Origin of the sequence: Pseudomonas baetica, assembly GCF_002813455.1 — a bacterium.
In the GTDB taxonomy this organism is placed as follows: Bacteria; Pseudomonadota; Gammaproteobacteria; order Pseudomonadales; family Pseudomonadaceae; genus Aquipseudomonas; species Aquipseudomonas baetica.
Genome location: NZ_PHHE01000001.1, coordinates 5,663,228 through 5,677,921 on the forward strand (window position 1 = coordinate 5,663,228; position 14,694 = coordinate 5,677,921).

Here is a 14,694-nt window from a genome sequence, read left to right on the forward strand (position 1 = left end):
AACCTTGTGCGCCAAAGCGGTTCATCGGACAGGCATATCCGTGACTGCCGGGTCGCAACTTGGCGCATGAATTGTCCGCATGAACCGCTTTGGTGCCTTTTTTCAGCCTTCAGGTCTGCCCTCCATGGAAAATCTGCAAAGCGCTGTGGACACGCTGGTTCACAGCTCCAATACGTTGTTCATACTGATCGGCGCGGTCATGGTTCTGGCGATGCATGCCGGCTTCGCTTTTCTGGAAGTCGGTACGGTGCGGCAGAAAAACCAGGTTAACGCGCTGTCGAAAATTCTCAGTGATTTCGCGGTGTCGACGCTGGCCTATTTCTTTATAGGCTATTGGGTCTCCTACGGTGTCACCTTCATGCAACCGGCGGCAGTGCTGAATGCTGATCACGGTTATGGGCTGGTGAAGTTTTTCTTCTTGCTGACCTTTGCTGCTGCTATCCCGGCGATCATTTCCGGCGGTATCGCCGAGCGCGCGCGCTTCGTTCCGCAGTTGTGCGCGACGGCGCTGATTGTCGCGTTCATCTACCCGTTTTTCGAAGGCATGATCTGGAATGGCAACTACGGCCTGCAAGCCTGGCTGGCGGCGAGTTTCGGCGCGGCGTTCCACGATTTCGCCGGTTCCGTGGTGGTGCACGCCATGGGGGGCTGGCTGGCGTTGGCGGCGGTTTTGCTGCTGGGTCCACGTCACGGGCGCTATCGCGATGGTCGTCTGGTCGCGTTCGCGCCGTCGAGCATTCCGTTTCTGGCGTTGGGCTCGTGGATTCTGATTGTCGGCTGGTTCGGATTCAACGTGATGAGTGCGCAAACCTTGCAAGGTGTCAGCGGTCTGGTCGCCGTCAATTCGTTGATGGCGATGGTCGGTGGCACGATGGCGGCGTTGATCGTCGGGCGCAATGACCCGGGGTTTCTGCATAACGGGCCATTGGCCGGATTGGTGGCGATCTGTGCGGGTTCGGACCTGATGCATCCGGTCGGTGCACTGGTGACGGGGGCTATTGCCGGGGCGCTGTTTGTCTGGTGCTTCACGGCCGCACAGGTGAAATGGCGTATCGACGATGTCTTGGGTGTCTGGCCATTGCACGGTTTGTGCGGTGTGTGGGGTGGGATTGCCTGTGGGATTTTCGGCCATACGGCGCTCGGCGGCCTGGGGGGCGTCAGTCTGATCAGTCAGTTGATTGGCACTGCACTCGGTGTGGTGGTGGCGCTGGTGGGCGGCTTTGTCGTGTACGGCGTGATCAAGGCGCTGCACGGGCTGCGCCTGAGTCAGGAACAAGAGTATTACGGCGCTGATCTGGCGCTGCACAAGATCGGCGCAGTGAGTCAGGATTAAGTCTCCTCATCTTCGGCGCCGGGATAAAAGCCATGCAGCAGGCGATAACGGTCACTGCGTACCTGGTCGACTTTTTCCTGCACCTGGCGCGCCGCAAAACCGAGCATGATCAAGGCGTGGGAGGCGAGCATCAGGCTTGATTCCAACAGCTCCGGTACCACTTCGGTGGCGCCGGCGGCTTTGAGTTCCGCCAGTTGGCTGTCGTCGCGGGTGCGCACCAGAATCGGCACCTGATCATTGAGTCGACGTGCTTCCCTGAGGACGCGCAGGGCGACGTCGGTTTGATCGACGGCGATCACCAGCAACCTTGCGCGCAGCAGTCCGACGGCCGTCAGCAAGTCGCCACGTGAAGAGTCGCCGTAATGGACCTCACTTTCGCCAAGGGCCGCCTCCTGGATCCGTACCGGGTCGTTGTCCAGTGCAATGAAAGGCTGATTCGCATTGCGCATGAAGCGGCCGATGGATTGCCCGACGCGGCCGTAGCCGCATATCACCACATGCTTGTCGAGTTCGGCGTTCAGTGCGCTGATCTTTTCGATCTGTGCTTCCTGATTGGGTTTGCGATGCAAAGCGGCGGCTATTCGCGGTGCCGCGCGTAGCAGCAGAGGGGTCAGCAGCATCGAACAAAAGGTCGCTGCGAGCAGAAGTGCACCGAGTTCAGCCGGCAGCATCTGGTTTTGCTGCATCTGCGCCATCAAGGCAAAGCAGAATTCACCGCCCTGCGCCAGGGCGAGGCCGCTGCGCCAGGCGGTCTCATTGTCGTTACCCCGCCATTTCACCAGCAAGGCCACGACGATACCCTTGATCAGCATCAGGCCGACGGTCAGGCCAACGATCAACAGACTGTGGCTGATGAACAGTTGCAGGTCGATCAGCATGCCGATGCTGACGAAAAACACCCCGAGCAGAATGTCGCGAAAGGGGCGGATGTCGGCTTCGATCTGGTGTCGGTAATGGCTTTCGCCGAGGAGCATGCCGGCCAAAAATGCGCCGAGGGCAGGGGACAGCCCCAGCAGATGAGTCAGCCAGGCGGTCAGCAGCACAATGACCAGCGCCAGCAGCACGAACAACTCTGCCGAGCGCGAGGCGGCTACTTCGTGGAACAGGCGTGGCAACAACCAGCGACTGGCCAGCAGCAGACCGAAGAACAGCACTATGGTTTTCGTCAGGGTCAGTGGCAGCGCCCAGTACCAGGCCTGATCGCTACTCCCCGCAAACACCGGCACAAGGGTCAGCAACAGAACGGCGACCACGTCCTGAAACAGCAAGACACCGACGGCGTTCTGACCGTGACTGCTGAACACCTCACCCAGGCTGCTCAGTTCCTTGGTGACAATAGCCGTCGACGACAATGAAAGGCCGGCGCCGAGCAATAGCGCCGGGGTCAGCGGCATCCCCAGCAACATCAGCAGCAGACCGAGCAACGCCGTGCTGATCAGCACTTGCTGACTGCCCAGGCGAAACACCACTTTGCGCAGCGCGATCATTTTCGACAGGGAAAACTCCAGGCCCAGGGAAAACAGCAGGAACACAACTCCCAGCTCAGCCACGTCGGGCAGGTGTTCACTCTCGTTGACCCAGTTGAATGCCGTTGGCCCGACCAGCAGTCCTACGCACAGGTAACCCAATACCGGTGGCAGGCGCAGACGACGGAACAGGGCAATCATCACGAGGGACGACGCAAGGATGATCAGCAGGTTGGCAAACACAAGGCACTCCAATGTCAGGCTCTGGCTTCTCAAGCGTAGAGGCAAAAAGCGCGGGAGCATCGCCTGATCGGCATTTCTGTGAACTGATGTGTGTCAGGGTTTTGTGCGTGAGCCGCAGTCGTTGGCTTTAAAGCCTTTGGGCGGGGTGGCTCGACGGGTTTTCAGGTGCGGCCTAGAATAGACGCACTAATTTTTGGTTGAGCAATCATGCTTCCTGAATGTCAGCTGTTCGGCACCTTGGGGTGTCATCTCTGTGAAGTCGCCGAAGCCATGTTGATGGAGTTTGTCGAGCGCGGGCTATTGGTCGAGCTGGTGGATATCGCTGACGACGAGTCATGGTTCGAGGCTTACAGTTTGCGCATTCCGGTGCTGCGCCGAGTTGACACCGGGGCGGAACTGGGCTGGCCGTTCAGTGCCGATCAGGTCGTGGCGTTACTTCGCTAACCGTTTTTTTGCTTCGTCCCACCGGTCGCCACCCGTCATCCATTGCTTGGCACTTTCCGGCTTATTCGGTTACTGTATGTTCATACAGTAATTGCGTGAGAGGGACGAAACCGTGGTCAATGTCGAACAGTTGAAAAACAGCGTGAACCGGATGTCGGTTGACGTGGTGCGCGAGGCCGTCCTCGAGTTGCGCCTAGACGGGCTGGTCACGGAAGGCAAGACACCCTTCAACAAGCTGCATTTCAACACCTGCTTTGCCGAGATCGAAGCTTTGTTTCAGCGCGCCGGTTATCACAGGCAACTGGACGTGGTCGGTTATCAGGGCTTGCTTTATGCCTTGTATGATCCGGGGCGCTGGGAGGCCGTCGATGTGCTGCGCTGGCTCAAGGAGTTCACCGAGGCCGCGGCACTCAAGTCGATTCCAGCCTGAGCATTGGGCACTAGGTTCGTTCCCCTCAGTGTTGGATAATGCCGGCCTGCCTTGAGGGTTTGTATTTTCGTATGTCCACGTCAACATTTTCTGCTGCACAGAATCAGGCCAGTACCCTATATCTGCCGCCGGGTACCTGGTCGACTGTCCTCGATTGCCTGTGCGAGCACTTCAGTGCCATCGGGCGCGAGCAATGGCTGGATCGGATTGCTCGGGGGCGGGTGCTGGACGGCAACGGCCAGCCGATCCCGGTGGACTTGCCCTACAGGGAAGGTCTGCGCATTCATTACTTTCGCGAGGTGCCGGACGAGAAGCCGATTCCGGTGGTCGAGTCGATTCTCTATGCGGACGAGCACTTGGTAGTGGCCGACAAACCGCATTTTCTGCCGGTGACGCCTGCCGGCGAGTATGTCGAACAAACGCTGCTGCGCCGATTGATCCGCCGTCTGGACAATCCGCATCTGGTGCCTTTGCACCGGATCGATCGGCATACGGCGGGTCTGGTGATCTTCTCGGCCAACCCCCAAACCCGTTCCGCTTATCAGTCGTTGTTCCCGACGCGGCAAATCGAAAAACGCTACGAAGCGATTGCTCCAGCCTTGCCCGATCTGACTTTTCCGTTGGTTCACAAAAGCCGTCTGGTGGATGGCGAGCCGTTTTTCCGGATGCAGGAAGCACCGGGGGTCAGCAACACCGAAACGGCAGTGGAGGTTCGCGAGAAGTACGGCGATCTGTGGCGCTATGCTCTGTTCCCGGTGACTGGCAAGAAGCATCAATTGCGCGTGCACATGACCGCGTTGGGCGCCAGTATCTGCAATGACCCGTTCTATCCGGATGCGTTGAAAGACGTCGTCGATGACTATGCCAGGCCGCTGAAGCTATTGGCCCAAGGGCTGCGGTTTATCGACCCGGTAACAGGCGAAAAACGCGAGTTCGAAAGTCGTATTACCTTGCAATGGTGATCGCCAGGCGTGTTTTCGAGCGCCCATGAAAAAGCCCGCATGAATGCGTAATGCTGTTCACTTAAGCATTTGAATCCTCGCCGGGCTTCTCCGAAAATCCGATGTCAGATCTCTGGCATCGGATTTTTTATGTCTGTTCAACAGGACTTGCTCGACCTCGGCGACCTTTTCAACTTCTGTGACTTGAGCACATTCACTCAAAATATTCCCATCGAGTGGGTCGCGTCTGCGCTGGATCTGTCCAGCCAGGCCACTATCCGACGGCGTCGCTTGCCTGCCGACCAAGTGCTCTGGCTGGTGCTCGGCATGGCACTGTTTCGTGACGAGCCGGTTCATGAGGTTGCCCGACGTTTGAACATCTGCGCCCAAGGTCTGGCTTCTGACCATCTATTGGCCCGTAGCGGTGTAACCGAAGCCCGCAAGCGGCTGGGGGCCGACCCGGTTGAGTGGTTGTTTCGCAAAACGGGTACTCAATGGGGCGCGCAGCGCTATCCCGATGATGCCTGGCAGGATCTGCAAGTATTTGCAGTCGATGGTGCGCTTCTGCGCACGCCGGATACGCCGGAGTTGCGAGACCATTTCGGTTCTGGAAACACCTCGACCGACCGCCAGACTCCCTTTCCCATGCTGCGCCTGGTGGCGCTGATGAATGTGCGTTCACACCTGATCCTGGATGCACAGCTTAGCCCTTACCGACGCAGCGAAATGCGTCTGGCCGATGAGTTTTTGCAGCAGATCCCCGACCACTCCGTGACGTTGTTCGATAAAGGGTTCTGGAGCGCCGATCTCATGCTCAGCCTGAGCGGCGACGGCAGTCACCGTCATTGGCTGATTCCGGCAAAAAAGGGATTGGTTTGCGAGGAGGTAGCTCGTTACAACCAGCACGACCGTTTGGTGCGCATGAAAGTCTCGCCGCAAGCCAGAAAGCGAAATCCGACTCTTCCTACACACTGGGAGGCGCGTGAAGTCAGTTATGAAATTCAAGGCAAAGTAAAAACAGTCATGACGTCGTTGCCGGCCAAGATCTACAGCACCAAGTCTGTTGCCAAGCTTTATCAGGAGCGCTGGGAAATCGAATTGGGCTTCAGGGATATCAAAAGCTCAATGCAGCAAAACGCAATGACCTTGCGCAGCAAAAAGGTCGATCTGATCTACCAGGAAGTGTGGGGGTTGTTGCTGGCTTACAACGTGATTCGTCGGGAGGCAAGTCAGGCAGCAGTCGCGTTTGGTCGAGCGCCGTCGGACATCCGTTTCAAGCCGGCTTGCCAGTACATCGCCGTGCAGTTGATCGTGATGGCAGCGGCCAATCCTGTTTCAGCGACGGGTAGACGGTTGGCGGAACTTAGAAAAGGCGTTGGCGGGCTGTTTCTGGATCACCGCCCAAGGCCTTCGAGGCCAAGGACGGTGAAGATTTCAAAAACCCGGTTTCCGGTGGACCGTAAGGCTGCTCCGCTTAAGTGAACAGCATTACGCATGAATGCGGGCTTTCTTGTATCGGGTATCGACCTGGAGCTTACAGCTCTTTAACAGTGCGAACCTGATCCTTGTTGATGCGGGTTTCTTTGCCGTCCAGCTGTTTGAACTCGTAGAAGCCCGAATCATCATCGTATTTCGGGGTGTCGACGGCCTGGATTTCGCGACCATCATTCAAGGTGATCACTGTCGGCGAGGAGCAACCGGCGAGGGTTGCCAGGCCCAGTGCGAGCATGAGAGTGGCGAGGGTCCGTTGAGTCATGAGTGTGTCTCCGAATGGAATATCTTTTGGTTACTGAGCTTGAGACGTATACAAGGCGTGAGAGTTCCTTGAAGGCTGTCAGTCTGACACAGTGTTGTGCGAATGTAACAGGTCCGGGGTGTTGAGGTTGGCCAGTCGCGGGTCGTTGTCAGGGCACTGCAAGGCCTTGGCGCCGAGCTCGCGCATCACCCGGCCAGGGCTGCGTTCGCCAGCGTTCCAGGCGGTTTCGAATGCTGGCAGGAGGGCCACCGGAATCACGCACAGCAAAGGTTCCCAATGCTCGTCGTGGCGCAACATTAAAGGTTTGTCAGGATGCTGATTGGCGGTTTCACGCATGGTGTGCAATAGCGCCTCATCGACACGCGGGACATCGCATGGCAATACCAGCAGGTGCGAATGGCGCGCGGCTTTCAGGCCAGCGCGAATCCCCGCCAACGGCCCGGGAAAGTCGCCTTCATCGTCCACCACCAACTGATCGGCGAAGGGCGCATAGCGCTCGCGATTGCGATTACACGAGATGATCAAGTCATCGGTCAATGGACGAGTCTTGCGTTGTAAATGCGCAATCAGCGGCTCGCCCAGCCACTCCACCAGGCCTTTGTCCTGACCACCCATGCGTTGACCGCGTCCGCCTGCCAGAAGCAGGATGGAGCAGGGCGGCAGTTGCGTTATCGAGGTCATGGCAGCTTCTCCTGAGGGGCGGCGAAATAATCAGGCGCTGTGATATAACACCCAGCTGTTTCTCCTACAACTGGACGAGCCTATGAAAGCCAAGGCTGATGTACCTTTCGTGCCGCTTAATATTGCGGTACTGACTGTCAGTGATACCCGAACCTTCGAAACCGACACTTCAGGTCAGGTCTTTGTCGATCGCTTGACGGCCGCCGGCCACCGTCTGGCAGAGCGGGTGCTGCTTAAAGATGACCTTTACAAAATCCGCGCGCAAGTCGCCAACTGGATCGCCGACGATGTCGTACAGGTCGTGCTGATCACCGGCGGTACCGGTTTCACCGGTCGCGACAGTACGCCGGAAGCTGTCGCCTGCCTGCTCGACAAACAGGTCGACGGGTTTGGTGAGTTGTTCCGTCAGATCTCGGTCGCCGATATTGGTACCTCGACCGTGCAATCGCGTGCGCTGGCCGGTCTGGCCAATGGCACGCTGGTGTGCTGCTTGCCGGGTTCGACCAATGCGGTGCGCACCGGTTGGGATGGCATTCTGGCTGAGCAACTGGATGTTCGGCACCGTCCGTGCAATTTCGTGGCTCATCTGAAACAGGCGGCGCCTTGTGAATCCCGTGGGTAAGCCGGGCAAGACCGGCAGCTTGATGCCTGTTGAAGCAGCATTGGCGCGGCTGATGGAAATGGCTGAGGCATCGCCGATTGTCGAGCATGAATATTTGTCGCTGGCGCAGGCGCAAGGGCGGGTGCTGGCTGATGATCTGATCTCGACCCTCGATCTGCCACCCTGGCCCAACAGCGCAATGGATGGCTATGCCTTGCATCTGGCCGACTGGACCGGTGAGCCGATGCCGGTCACTCAAAAAGTCTTCGCCGGGCAGGCTCCCGAGCCTTTGAAACCCGGTACGTGTGCGCGGATTTTCACCGGGGCCCCCGTGCCTTCCGGTGCCGACTGTGTAGAAATGCAGGAAAACGCCGAGGTCCAGGCCGATGGCCGCGTGCGCTTCATAGAGGCCATTTCAGTTGGACAGAACATCCGCGCGCAAGGCCAGGAAACCACCGTCGGCGAGTTGATTCTGCAGGCCGGGACCCGGCTTGGCCCGATTGAGTTGGGGTTGTCCGCATCGCTGGGCTGCGCCGGGCTGAATGTAGTGCGCAAGGTTCGCGTAGCGGTGATTTCCACCGGCGATGAACTGGTCGAGCCGGGCCAGACCCTGGGGCCCGGGCAGATCTATAACAGCAATCGAGTCGTGCTGTGCAACTGGTTGCAACGGCTCGGTTGCGACGTGGTCGATGCCGGGATTCTTCCCGATGACCTGGCCATTACCCGCGAACGGCTGGGAGAGTTGCAGGATGTTGACCTGATCCTTTCCACGGGTGGCGTTTCTGTCGGCGAAGCTGACTTTCTCGGGATCGCCTTACGCGAAGAGGGTGAACTCGCACTGTGGAAGCTGGCGATCAAACCCGGGAAACCGTTGACGGTAGGTCACTTTCGCGGTGTGCCGGTGATTGGTTTGCCCGGCAATCCGGCGTCGACTCTGGTGACCTTCGCCCTGCTGGCCCGCCCCTATCTGCTGCGCCGCCAGGGCGTCACTGATCTTGAACCGTTGAAATTCCCTGTGCCTGCCGGCTTCGCGTGGCCTCAAGCCGGTAACAGACGCGAATATTTGCGCGCACGCCTGGAGCAAGGGCAGGCAATCATTTACCGCAATCAAAGTTCAGGTGTCCTGCGCAGTGCCGCCTGGGCCGACGGGCTGGTAGAGGTTCTGGAGGGGCAAACGCTTGAGGCCGGAGAGTTGGTGAACTTCATCCCGCTGAGTGATCTGCTGGGCTGAGCAGTTTGCCTGGAGAGCGCAGGCGGCGGTTGATGACAGCCGCCCCTGCACTCAAGGCAATCAATGGCCGATCAGTGTGACAAGCTGATCAAACCGGCTGTTGGCCACCCATCCCAGCAGACCCATAGCCACGGCGGCAGCTCCTGCCGAATAGGCAAGTCGGTGCTTGATCGATTTGACGTCAGTCCTGACTTCGTCCATATCCCGGCGAATGTACTTGAGGTGGGTTTCCAGCTCGGCGAAACGCGGTTCCATATCTATTTCTCCAGTGGCTTTGGCGCTGTGTCTGAAATCATTTTTCGGTGCGGCTCGACCTTCGGCGACAGGCGCTACCGGACTCACTGGTTTTCTGGCTTCAGGGCTTCGCATGAAAACATCCGCCTGCTGGTTCAATTCCACACTTGCGGCCGAAGCCCTCATTCGATCTGTCGAGCACCGTGAAGGTGTATCCACTCATTACATTCACATCCTTGTGTGTTGTCAGATTGGCGATCAATATCGCCGGCACACGGTGAACCACTGGCATAGTCAGGTCAATTAAGCCGATTCCTCTTGTTTTGTAAGAAAAAATACCGCCCTGTAGGACGAGCGAGCCAGCTGCTTGAATTAATTGTGATTCTTGCGGCTTTTTTCTGAGCTGTAATGGTCAAGATGTTTCATACCCATTCAATGCGAGAGTGACCGTTATGAGTGAACACAGGGCGCTGTTGATTCTGCACGGCAAGCAGGCACTCAACGAAGCGGTGCGTGCTGCCGTCGAAAGCAAGCGCGAGCAGGGCTGGGAGTTGGCGGTAAGGCTGACCTGGGAGGCGGGGGACGCCCAGCGTCTGGTGGAGGAAGCGTTGGCGCAGGGCTTCACGCGAATCATCGCCGGGGGCGGCGATGGCACCTTGCGTGACATTGCCGAAGCGCTGGCCAAGCACCCGCGTAAAGCCAGTCTGGTGCTGTTGCCGCTGGGCACGGCCAACGATTTTTCCCGCGCGGCGGGTGTTCCGCTGGAGCCCGCCGAGGCTTTGGCGTTGCTGGATACACCGCCCTCTGCCATCGACTTGGGTGAGGTGGGCGGGCAGATCTTTCTCAATATGGCCACGGGTGGCTTTGGCAGTCAGGTCACGGCCAATACCTCGGAGGACCTGAAAAAAGTCCTCGGCGGCGCGGCTTATCTGTTTACCGGTCTATCCCGCTTCAGCGAATTGCATGCTGCCTATGGCGAGTTGCAGGGGCCGGATTTCCACTGGTGTGGGGAACTGCTGGCGCTGGGCATCGGTAACGGTCGCCAGGCCGGGGGAGGGCATGTGTTGTGTCCGAATGCGCTGGTGGATGACGGCCTCCTGGACATCAGTATCTTGCCGGCACCGCAGGAGCTGGTAGGCACGCTGAAGAATCTGCTCAGCGACGGCTTCGGGATCGACAACATGTTTGTCCGAGCCCGGTTGCCGTGGGTCGAGATCAAGGTCGCAGAGGGCCTGTACATCAACCTTGACGGCGAGCCGCTGGAGGGCGAAAGCATGCGCTTCGAGGCGCGTTCAGCGGCGATAGAGGTGCACCTGCCGCCGAACTCACCACTGTTGAGCGGCAGGCCATCTGTCAATCATCAAGACTGATGATCTGCTCACGTACCGCAAACAGCACCAGGCCTGCCACATCGTAGATCTGCAGACGCTTCATGATCTGCGAGCGGTGGGTCTCGACTGTTTTGATGCTCAAACCCAGACCATTGGCGATTTCCCGGGTGGATTTGCCACGCACGATCAGGCGCAGGATTTCCAGCTGGCGCGCCGTCAGATTGTGCGAGTCGGCAACTTCGGGCTGCTGCTTCTGGTTGCGGATCAGGGCCTGGTTGATCACCGTGTGAGCGATCGCCGGGCTCAGATAACGCTCATTGTTGCGTAAGGCTTCCAGCGCGTGCTCAAGTTCGGTGGCGGTGGTGTCCTTGAGCAGATAGCCATGGGCACCAGACTCCAGCGCCTGCATGATCAGCGCCGGGTCTGTGTGCATCGACAGGATCAGCACCTTGCTCTGCGGACGTACCCGCTTGAGCCGTTGCAGGGCTTCCAGACCGCCGGTTTCCTTCATGGAAATATCCAGCAGCACGATATCGGGGTTCAGATGCTCGACCATTTCGAGCAACTGCGAGCCATCGCTGGCCTCGCCGATTACCGCGTAGCCGGGAATATCCAGTACCAGAGCGCGCACGCCGGCCCTGATCAGCGAGTGGTCATCCACCAGAAGTAAGTTACAAGTCAACGCATAACCTTATTCGTACTGGCCCGCTCGAGTGCACGGGGCGCCCAGGGGAAAAGTGCTTCGATTTGTGTGCCTTTGCCCGGTTCGCTGGTGACCAGCAAAGTGCCGCCCAGTTGTTCGACCCGTTCGGCCATCCCGGCCATGCCCCGTTGTCCTTCGCGTCCCGGATCGGCAGCCGGAGCGAATCCCAGCCCGTCATCGCTGATTAGCAATGTCAGGCCTTGCGGTAGACGTTGTACGCGGATCAGCAGATTACGCGCCTGTGCATGGCGCAGGATATTGGTGACCGCCTCCTGGGCGATGCGAAAGGCGGCGACCGCCATTTCTTCTGGAATGCCATTGAGGCGCTGCTGGCAATCGAGGCTCCAGTGCACTGAAGTATTGGCCAGTGTCTTGAGCAAATGTGCACGCAGGCTGGCTTCCAGGCCAAGGCTGGTCAATTGGCGCGGGTTGAGAATGGCGGAAACGTCGCGGACCTTGTTCAAGGTTTCTTCGAGCGTTTCGCAGAGTGTGGAGCATTGCGCTTGCAAATCTTCCGGCAAACGCCTTTTCAACCATTCGCTTTGCAGTTTGGCGGCCGTCAGCAACTGGCCTATGTCATCGTGCAGTTCACGGCTGAGTCGGTGGCGTTCGTTTTCCTGGACTTCGAGCAAGCGGTCAGCAAGTTCCTGAGGCTGGAACTTGATGGATTTGCGTGATAAGCGATATTGCACCCAGACACACCCCGTGGCAGCGATGTTGACCAGCAGCAGCCCCAGGCTAAGTGGCGCAGACAGACCATAGGTCAGCAGGCTGCCAAGTGCTGCGACGACGCACAGGATGAGTGTGAACCGGCGTGCGTTTTCCCGGGAAGGTGGCCATGTAGTGAGTGACTTGAGGCTGGCGTACATAACGGATGGAGCCAATGGATGTTCGCTGCGGGTAGACCGTCCGGAGGCTGGCAGGTCTCTGTCTGAAAATGCTGTCAATTATGTTATTGATTTCAACGCTGTGCAGTCAGCGATAGTCAATCGCCAACTTCGCTGGCGATCTGTCACTGAGATCACGGTGCCATTAATGAAGGCAACTAGCGGGCGGCATAATACCACTTAAGATACCGTTGGTCGCGCTCACTATATATATCCAGTGAGTCAGGAAATACGCCTTGCTGGACGCGGGTTCCATAAAGCAGAACAGCCGTTTTATTGTCTTTGATGAATATCGATATTGCCTGAAGTCGGGTTGTTGCACACAGGCAAACCCTTAGGCCGGCGAGAAAAATCCGCGTGTTGTTTGTGTGAGTATTTAATTGGAATTGTCGCTTGCAGGTATGCGGCTACTCAAATGCGACATCCAGTTCCATGGTTTATGCACCCTGGCGATGCAATAAACACGTCGATTCAGGCCTGGCGCTCCGACCAGGATGCGATCGGCAGGGACTTGCTGGAAGCTGCGGGTTGAAACTGACGCTGACTGACTTGAAACGCGAAGGCCTCGATCAGGGCGTTCTGCTCGCTGCTATCGAGGCTCAATTGCCCCGTGGTGTGATCAACCAGCTCAATCTGCCAAGCCATCAACGTGAAACAGTCCTGCAATGCCTCCAGCGCCTGAGCGTGCAAGTCGACGTAGTCCGGTGCGTGGTTGAGCAGGCTGTGGATGTGCAGGGAGAACTCGCAAACCGCCTCAAGTGCCAAGGCTTCGGCCCTGCTGGCGAGCTTGAGGAGGCTGGTGAGCATGCAGTCGATGGCGTCCTTGTCGTTGCTGATCAACTGCAAGTGACTGAGGCATTCTTCGGACTTGGCCAGGAGCCTTTCAGCCTCGACAAGAAATTCGGGGAAGCGTTGTGCCCAGTCTTTACGATCGATCGGCATGCTTATCTCCACCGCGTCATGTCTGATGAGGGAATGCCGTGCGTGCCGACGATCATGAACCGACGAGAGATCGCGCCCTGAGCTGCAAGAGCACAGGTTTTGGGTTTCAAGAGGATGTGTTTCCACTGAACTGCGATCACACACAATAGCCTGACTCCGTTCATGCAATGAGAATGGCGTCACATTAATGGCTATTGGATATTGCGAACATCAGGTTGGGCCTGATTGTGACTAGGGGAATCCCTTAGTCGCGGGAACCTGTGGCGCAAACCGAGGTCGCGCTGCAGAAAAAGGTAGCAGATGAAATCCGCAGCGCCAGTAAAGCATGATGTTAATATGACATCAATGGGTGGTTATGGCATTTTGATGGTGATTTTTACAGGGATCAAGATTCGTCATTGTCAGCCGATAAGCCCTGTTAGTGAATTCATCAGAACAAGCCCAGGAGTCATTGATGGCCGGCATTCTCGACACGGTAGACCAACGCACGCAACTGGTGGGTGAGAATCGCCTGGAAATTCTCATGTTTCGACTGGCCGGGCGCCAATTGTTCGCGATTAACGTGTTCAAGGTTCAGGAAGTCCTGCAACTGCCGAAGTTGACCCTGATGCCCCAGCGGCACCCGTTTGTCTGCGGCGTGGTCAACTTGCGTGGGCAAACCCTGCCGGTGATCGACTTGTCCCAAGCCATCGGCATGCGTCCGCTGGTGCCGGGCCCCAACAGCACCATCATTGTCACTGAGTACAACCGTTCGGTGCAGGCCTTCCTGGTCGGCGGCGTTGACCGCATCGTCAACATGAACTGGGAAGCCATTCTGCCGCCGCCGACCAGCGCCGGACGTCAGCATTACCTGACGGCGATCAGTAAGGTCGACGATCAGTTGGTGGAAATCATCGACGTCGAGAAAGTGCTTGCCGAAATCGTCCCGTACAACGCCAAGGTATCGCGCGAAAAGCTCGATGATCCGGTGCTGGAGCGAGCCCGCGGCCGCGAAGTGCTGTTGGTGGACGACTCCAACGTGGCCCTCTCGCAATTGCGCGACACCCTCGGCCAGCTCGGCGTGAAAATGCACATCGCCAGCGATGGTCTGAAGGCGCTGAACATGCTCAAGGCCTGGGCTGACACCGGCGTGAACATGACCGACAAACTGCTGATGATCTTCACCGACGCGGAAATGCCGGAAATGGACGGCTACCGTCTGACCACCGAAATTCGTAACGATCCGCGTCTGCGGGGTCTTTATGTGGTGCTGCACACTTCGCTGTCCGGCAGTTTCAACGACTCGATGGTGAAGAAGGTCGGCTGCGATAACTTCCTCTCCAAATTCCAGCCGGACAAGCTCGTCGACGTTGTGCGTCAGCGTCTGATGCTCGACGAAGTGCCGGCCTGATCACAACACCAACGCTTGTGTAGGCGCTGTGGAGTGAAACGAGGCTGCGATCTTTTGATCGTTAAGATCAAAATCAAAAGA

Annotated in this window: 16 protein-coding genes; 9 read left to right on the forward strand and 7 right to left on the reverse strand. The window is 57.8% G+C overall.

Going from position 1 to position 14,694, the window contains the following annotated elements:
- The first annotated feature begins 124 nt into the window (after positions 1-124).
- Positions 125-1,333 (forward strand): ammonium transporter, encoded by a 1,209-nt coding sequence (locus ATI02_RS26205; protein WP_100848502.1) that lies wholly within the window; start codon positions 125-127, stop codon positions 1,331-1,333.
- Here the strand turns inward: ATI02_RS26205 and ATI02_RS26210 are convergent.
- Entirely contained in the window at positions 1,330-3,042 is a 1,713-nt protein-coding gene (locus ATI02_RS26210) for a cation:proton antiporter (protein ID WP_100847776.1), read from the reverse strand. The two genes, ATI02_RS26205 and ATI02_RS26210, sit on opposite strands and share 4 nt — an antisense overlap.
- Before the next feature lie 207 nt (positions 3,043-3,249).
- Between ATI02_RS26210 and ATI02_RS26215 the strand changes: the two genes are divergently transcribed.
- From ATI02_RS26215 to ATI02_RS26230, 4 genes are all read left to right on the forward strand, one after another.
- Complete coding sequence (locus ATI02_RS26215) at positions 3,250-3,486, forward strand: glutaredoxin family protein (protein ID WP_095189591.1); 237 nt, start codon at positions 3,250-3,252, stop codon at positions 3,484-3,486.
- Positions 3,487-3,598: 112 nt separating this feature from the next.
- Complete coding sequence (locus tag ATI02_RS26220) at positions 3,599-3,916, forward strand: transcriptional regulator (RefSeq protein ID WP_095189592.1); 318 nt, start codon at positions 3,599-3,601, stop codon at positions 3,914-3,916.
- A gap of 71 nt (positions 3,917-3,987) precedes the next feature.
- The gene (locus ATI02_RS26225; RefSeq protein ID WP_100847777.1) at positions 3,988-4,878 is read left to right on the forward strand and encodes a pseudouridine synthase; all 891 of its coding nucleotides are present in this window, start codon (positions 3,988-3,990) and stop codon (positions 4,876-4,878) included.
- A 129-nt stretch (positions 4,879-5,007) separates the two neighbouring features.
- Positions 5,008-6,339, forward strand: coding sequence for an IS4 family transposase (locus ATI02_RS26230; protein ID WP_100845381.1), 1,332 nt, complete (start codon positions 5,008-5,010; stop codon positions 6,337-6,339).
- A 52-nt stretch (positions 6,340-6,391) separates the two neighbouring features.
- Here ATI02_RS26230 and ATI02_RS26235 read toward each other — a convergent pair whose 3' ends face one another.
- Both ATI02_RS26235 and mobA read right to left on the reverse strand, forming a co-directional pair.
- Positions 6,392-6,613, reverse strand: coding sequence for a YgdI/YgdR family lipoprotein (locus ATI02_RS26235; RefSeq protein WP_008088233.1), 222 nt, complete (start codon positions 6,611-6,613; stop codon positions 6,392-6,394).
- Positions 6,614-6,691: 78 nt separating this feature from the next.
- Positions 6,692-7,294 (reverse strand): molybdenum cofactor guanylyltransferase MobA, encoded by a 603-nt coding sequence (gene mobA, locus ATI02_RS26240; RefSeq protein ID WP_095189594.1) that lies wholly within the window; start codon positions 7,292-7,294, stop codon positions 6,692-6,694.
- A gap of 82 nt (positions 7,295-7,376) precedes the next feature.
- Here mobA and moaB point away from each other — a divergent pair, with 82 nt between their 5' ends.
- The gene (gene moaB, locus ATI02_RS26245) at positions 7,377-7,916 is read left to right on the forward strand and encodes a molybdenum cofactor biosynthesis protein B (RefSeq protein ID WP_095189595.1); all 540 of its coding nucleotides are present in this window, start codon (positions 7,377-7,379) and stop codon (positions 7,914-7,916) included.
- Entirely contained in the window at positions 7,900-9,126 is a 1,227-nt protein-coding gene (locus ATI02_RS26250; protein ID WP_095189596.1) for a molybdopterin molybdotransferase MoeA, read from the forward strand. The genes moaB and ATI02_RS26250 overlap by 17 nt, the downstream gene beginning before the upstream one ends.
- Positions 9,127-9,186: 60 nt before the next feature.
- Here the strand turns inward: ATI02_RS26250 and ATI02_RS32415 are convergent, their stop codons facing one another.
- The gene (locus tag ATI02_RS32415) at positions 9,187-9,495 is read right to left on the reverse strand and encodes a hypothetical protein (protein WP_170947265.1); all 309 of its coding nucleotides are present in this window, start codon (positions 9,493-9,495) and stop codon (positions 9,187-9,189) included.
- 317 nt (positions 9,496-9,812) lie between these two features.
- Here ATI02_RS32415 and yegS point away from each other — a divergent pair, with 317 nt between their 5' ends.
- Positions 9,813-10,730, forward strand: coding sequence for a lipid kinase YegS (gene yegS, locus ATI02_RS26260; RefSeq protein ID WP_100847778.1), 918 nt, complete (start codon positions 9,813-9,815; stop codon positions 10,728-10,730).
- Here yegS and ATI02_RS26265 read toward each other — a convergent pair.
- The 3 genes from ATI02_RS26265 to ATI02_RS26275 form a co-directional block, all read right to left on the reverse strand.
- Entirely contained in the window at positions 10,714-11,373 is a 660-nt protein-coding gene (locus tag ATI02_RS26265) for a response regulator (RefSeq protein ID WP_095189599.1), read from the reverse strand. The two genes, yegS and ATI02_RS26265, sit on opposite strands and share 17 nt — an antisense overlap.
- Complete coding sequence (locus tag ATI02_RS26270) at positions 11,370-12,263, reverse strand: sensor histidine kinase (RefSeq protein WP_100847779.1); 894 nt, start codon at positions 12,261-12,263, stop codon at positions 11,370-11,372. Before ATI02_RS26270 ends, ATI02_RS26265 begins: the two co-directional genes overlap by 4 nt.
- A 489-nt stretch (positions 12,264-12,752) precedes the next feature.
- Positions 12,753-13,223, reverse strand: coding sequence for a chemotaxis protein CheA (locus ATI02_RS26275; RefSeq protein WP_100847780.1), 471 nt, complete (start codon positions 13,221-13,223; stop codon positions 12,753-12,755).
- Between the two features lie 454 nt (positions 13,224-13,677).
- On the opposite strand from ATI02_RS26275, the gene ATI02_RS26280 reads away from it, so the two are divergent.
- Positions 13,678-14,613, forward strand: coding sequence for a chemotaxis protein CheV (locus ATI02_RS26280; RefSeq protein WP_064391361.1), 936 nt, complete (start codon positions 13,678-13,680; stop codon positions 14,611-14,613).
- Positions 14,614-14,694: the final 81 nt, after the last annotated feature.

Excerpts from the sequence above, each read along its gene's own strand:
- ATI02_RS26205 (WP_100848502.1), top strand. The coding sequence starts at position 125 with ATGGAAAATCTGCAAAGCGCTGTGGACACGCTGGTTCACAGCTCCAAT.
- ATI02_RS26215 (WP_095189591.1), top strand. The coding sequence starts at position 3,250 with ATGCTTCCTGAATGTCAGCTGTTCGGCACCTTGGGGTGTCATCTCTGT.
- ATI02_RS26225 (WP_100847777.1), top strand. The coding sequence starts at position 3,988 with ATGTCCACGTCAACATTTTCTGCTGCACAGAATCAGGCCAGTACCCTA.
- ATI02_RS26230 (WP_100845381.1), top strand. The coding sequence starts at position 5,008 with ATGTCTGTTCAACAGGACTTGCTCGACCTCGGCGACCTTTTCAACTTC.
- ATI02_RS26235 (WP_008088233.1), bottom strand. The coding sequence starts at position 6,613 with ATGACTCAACGGACCCTCGCCACTCTCATGCTCGCACTGGGCCTGGCA.
- mobA (WP_095189594.1), bottom strand. The coding sequence starts at position 7,294 with ATGACCTCGATAACGCAACTGCCGCCCTGCTCCATCCTGCTTCTGGCA.
- moaB (WP_095189595.1), top strand. The coding sequence starts at position 7,377 with ATGAAAGCCAAGGCTGATGTACCTTTCGTGCCGCTTAATATTGCGGTA.
- ATI02_RS32415 (WP_170947265.1), bottom strand. The coding sequence starts at position 9,495 with ATGCGAAGCCCTGAAGCCAGAAAACCAGTGAGTCCGGTAGCGCCTGTC.
- yegS (WP_100847778.1), top strand. The coding sequence starts at position 9,813 with ATGAGTGAACACAGGGCGCTGTTGATTCTGCACGGCAAGCAGGCACTC.
- ATI02_RS26270 (WP_100847779.1), bottom strand. The coding sequence starts at position 12,263 with ATGTACGCCAGCCTCAAGTCACTCACTACATGGCCACCTTCCCGGGAA.
- ATI02_RS26275 (WP_100847780.1), bottom strand. The coding sequence starts at position 13,223 with ATGCCGATCGATCGTAAAGACTGGGCACAACGCTTCCCCGAATTTCTT.
- ATI02_RS26280 (WP_064391361.1), top strand. The coding sequence starts at position 13,678 with ATGGCCGGCATTCTCGACACGGTAGACCAACGCACGCAACTGGTGGGT.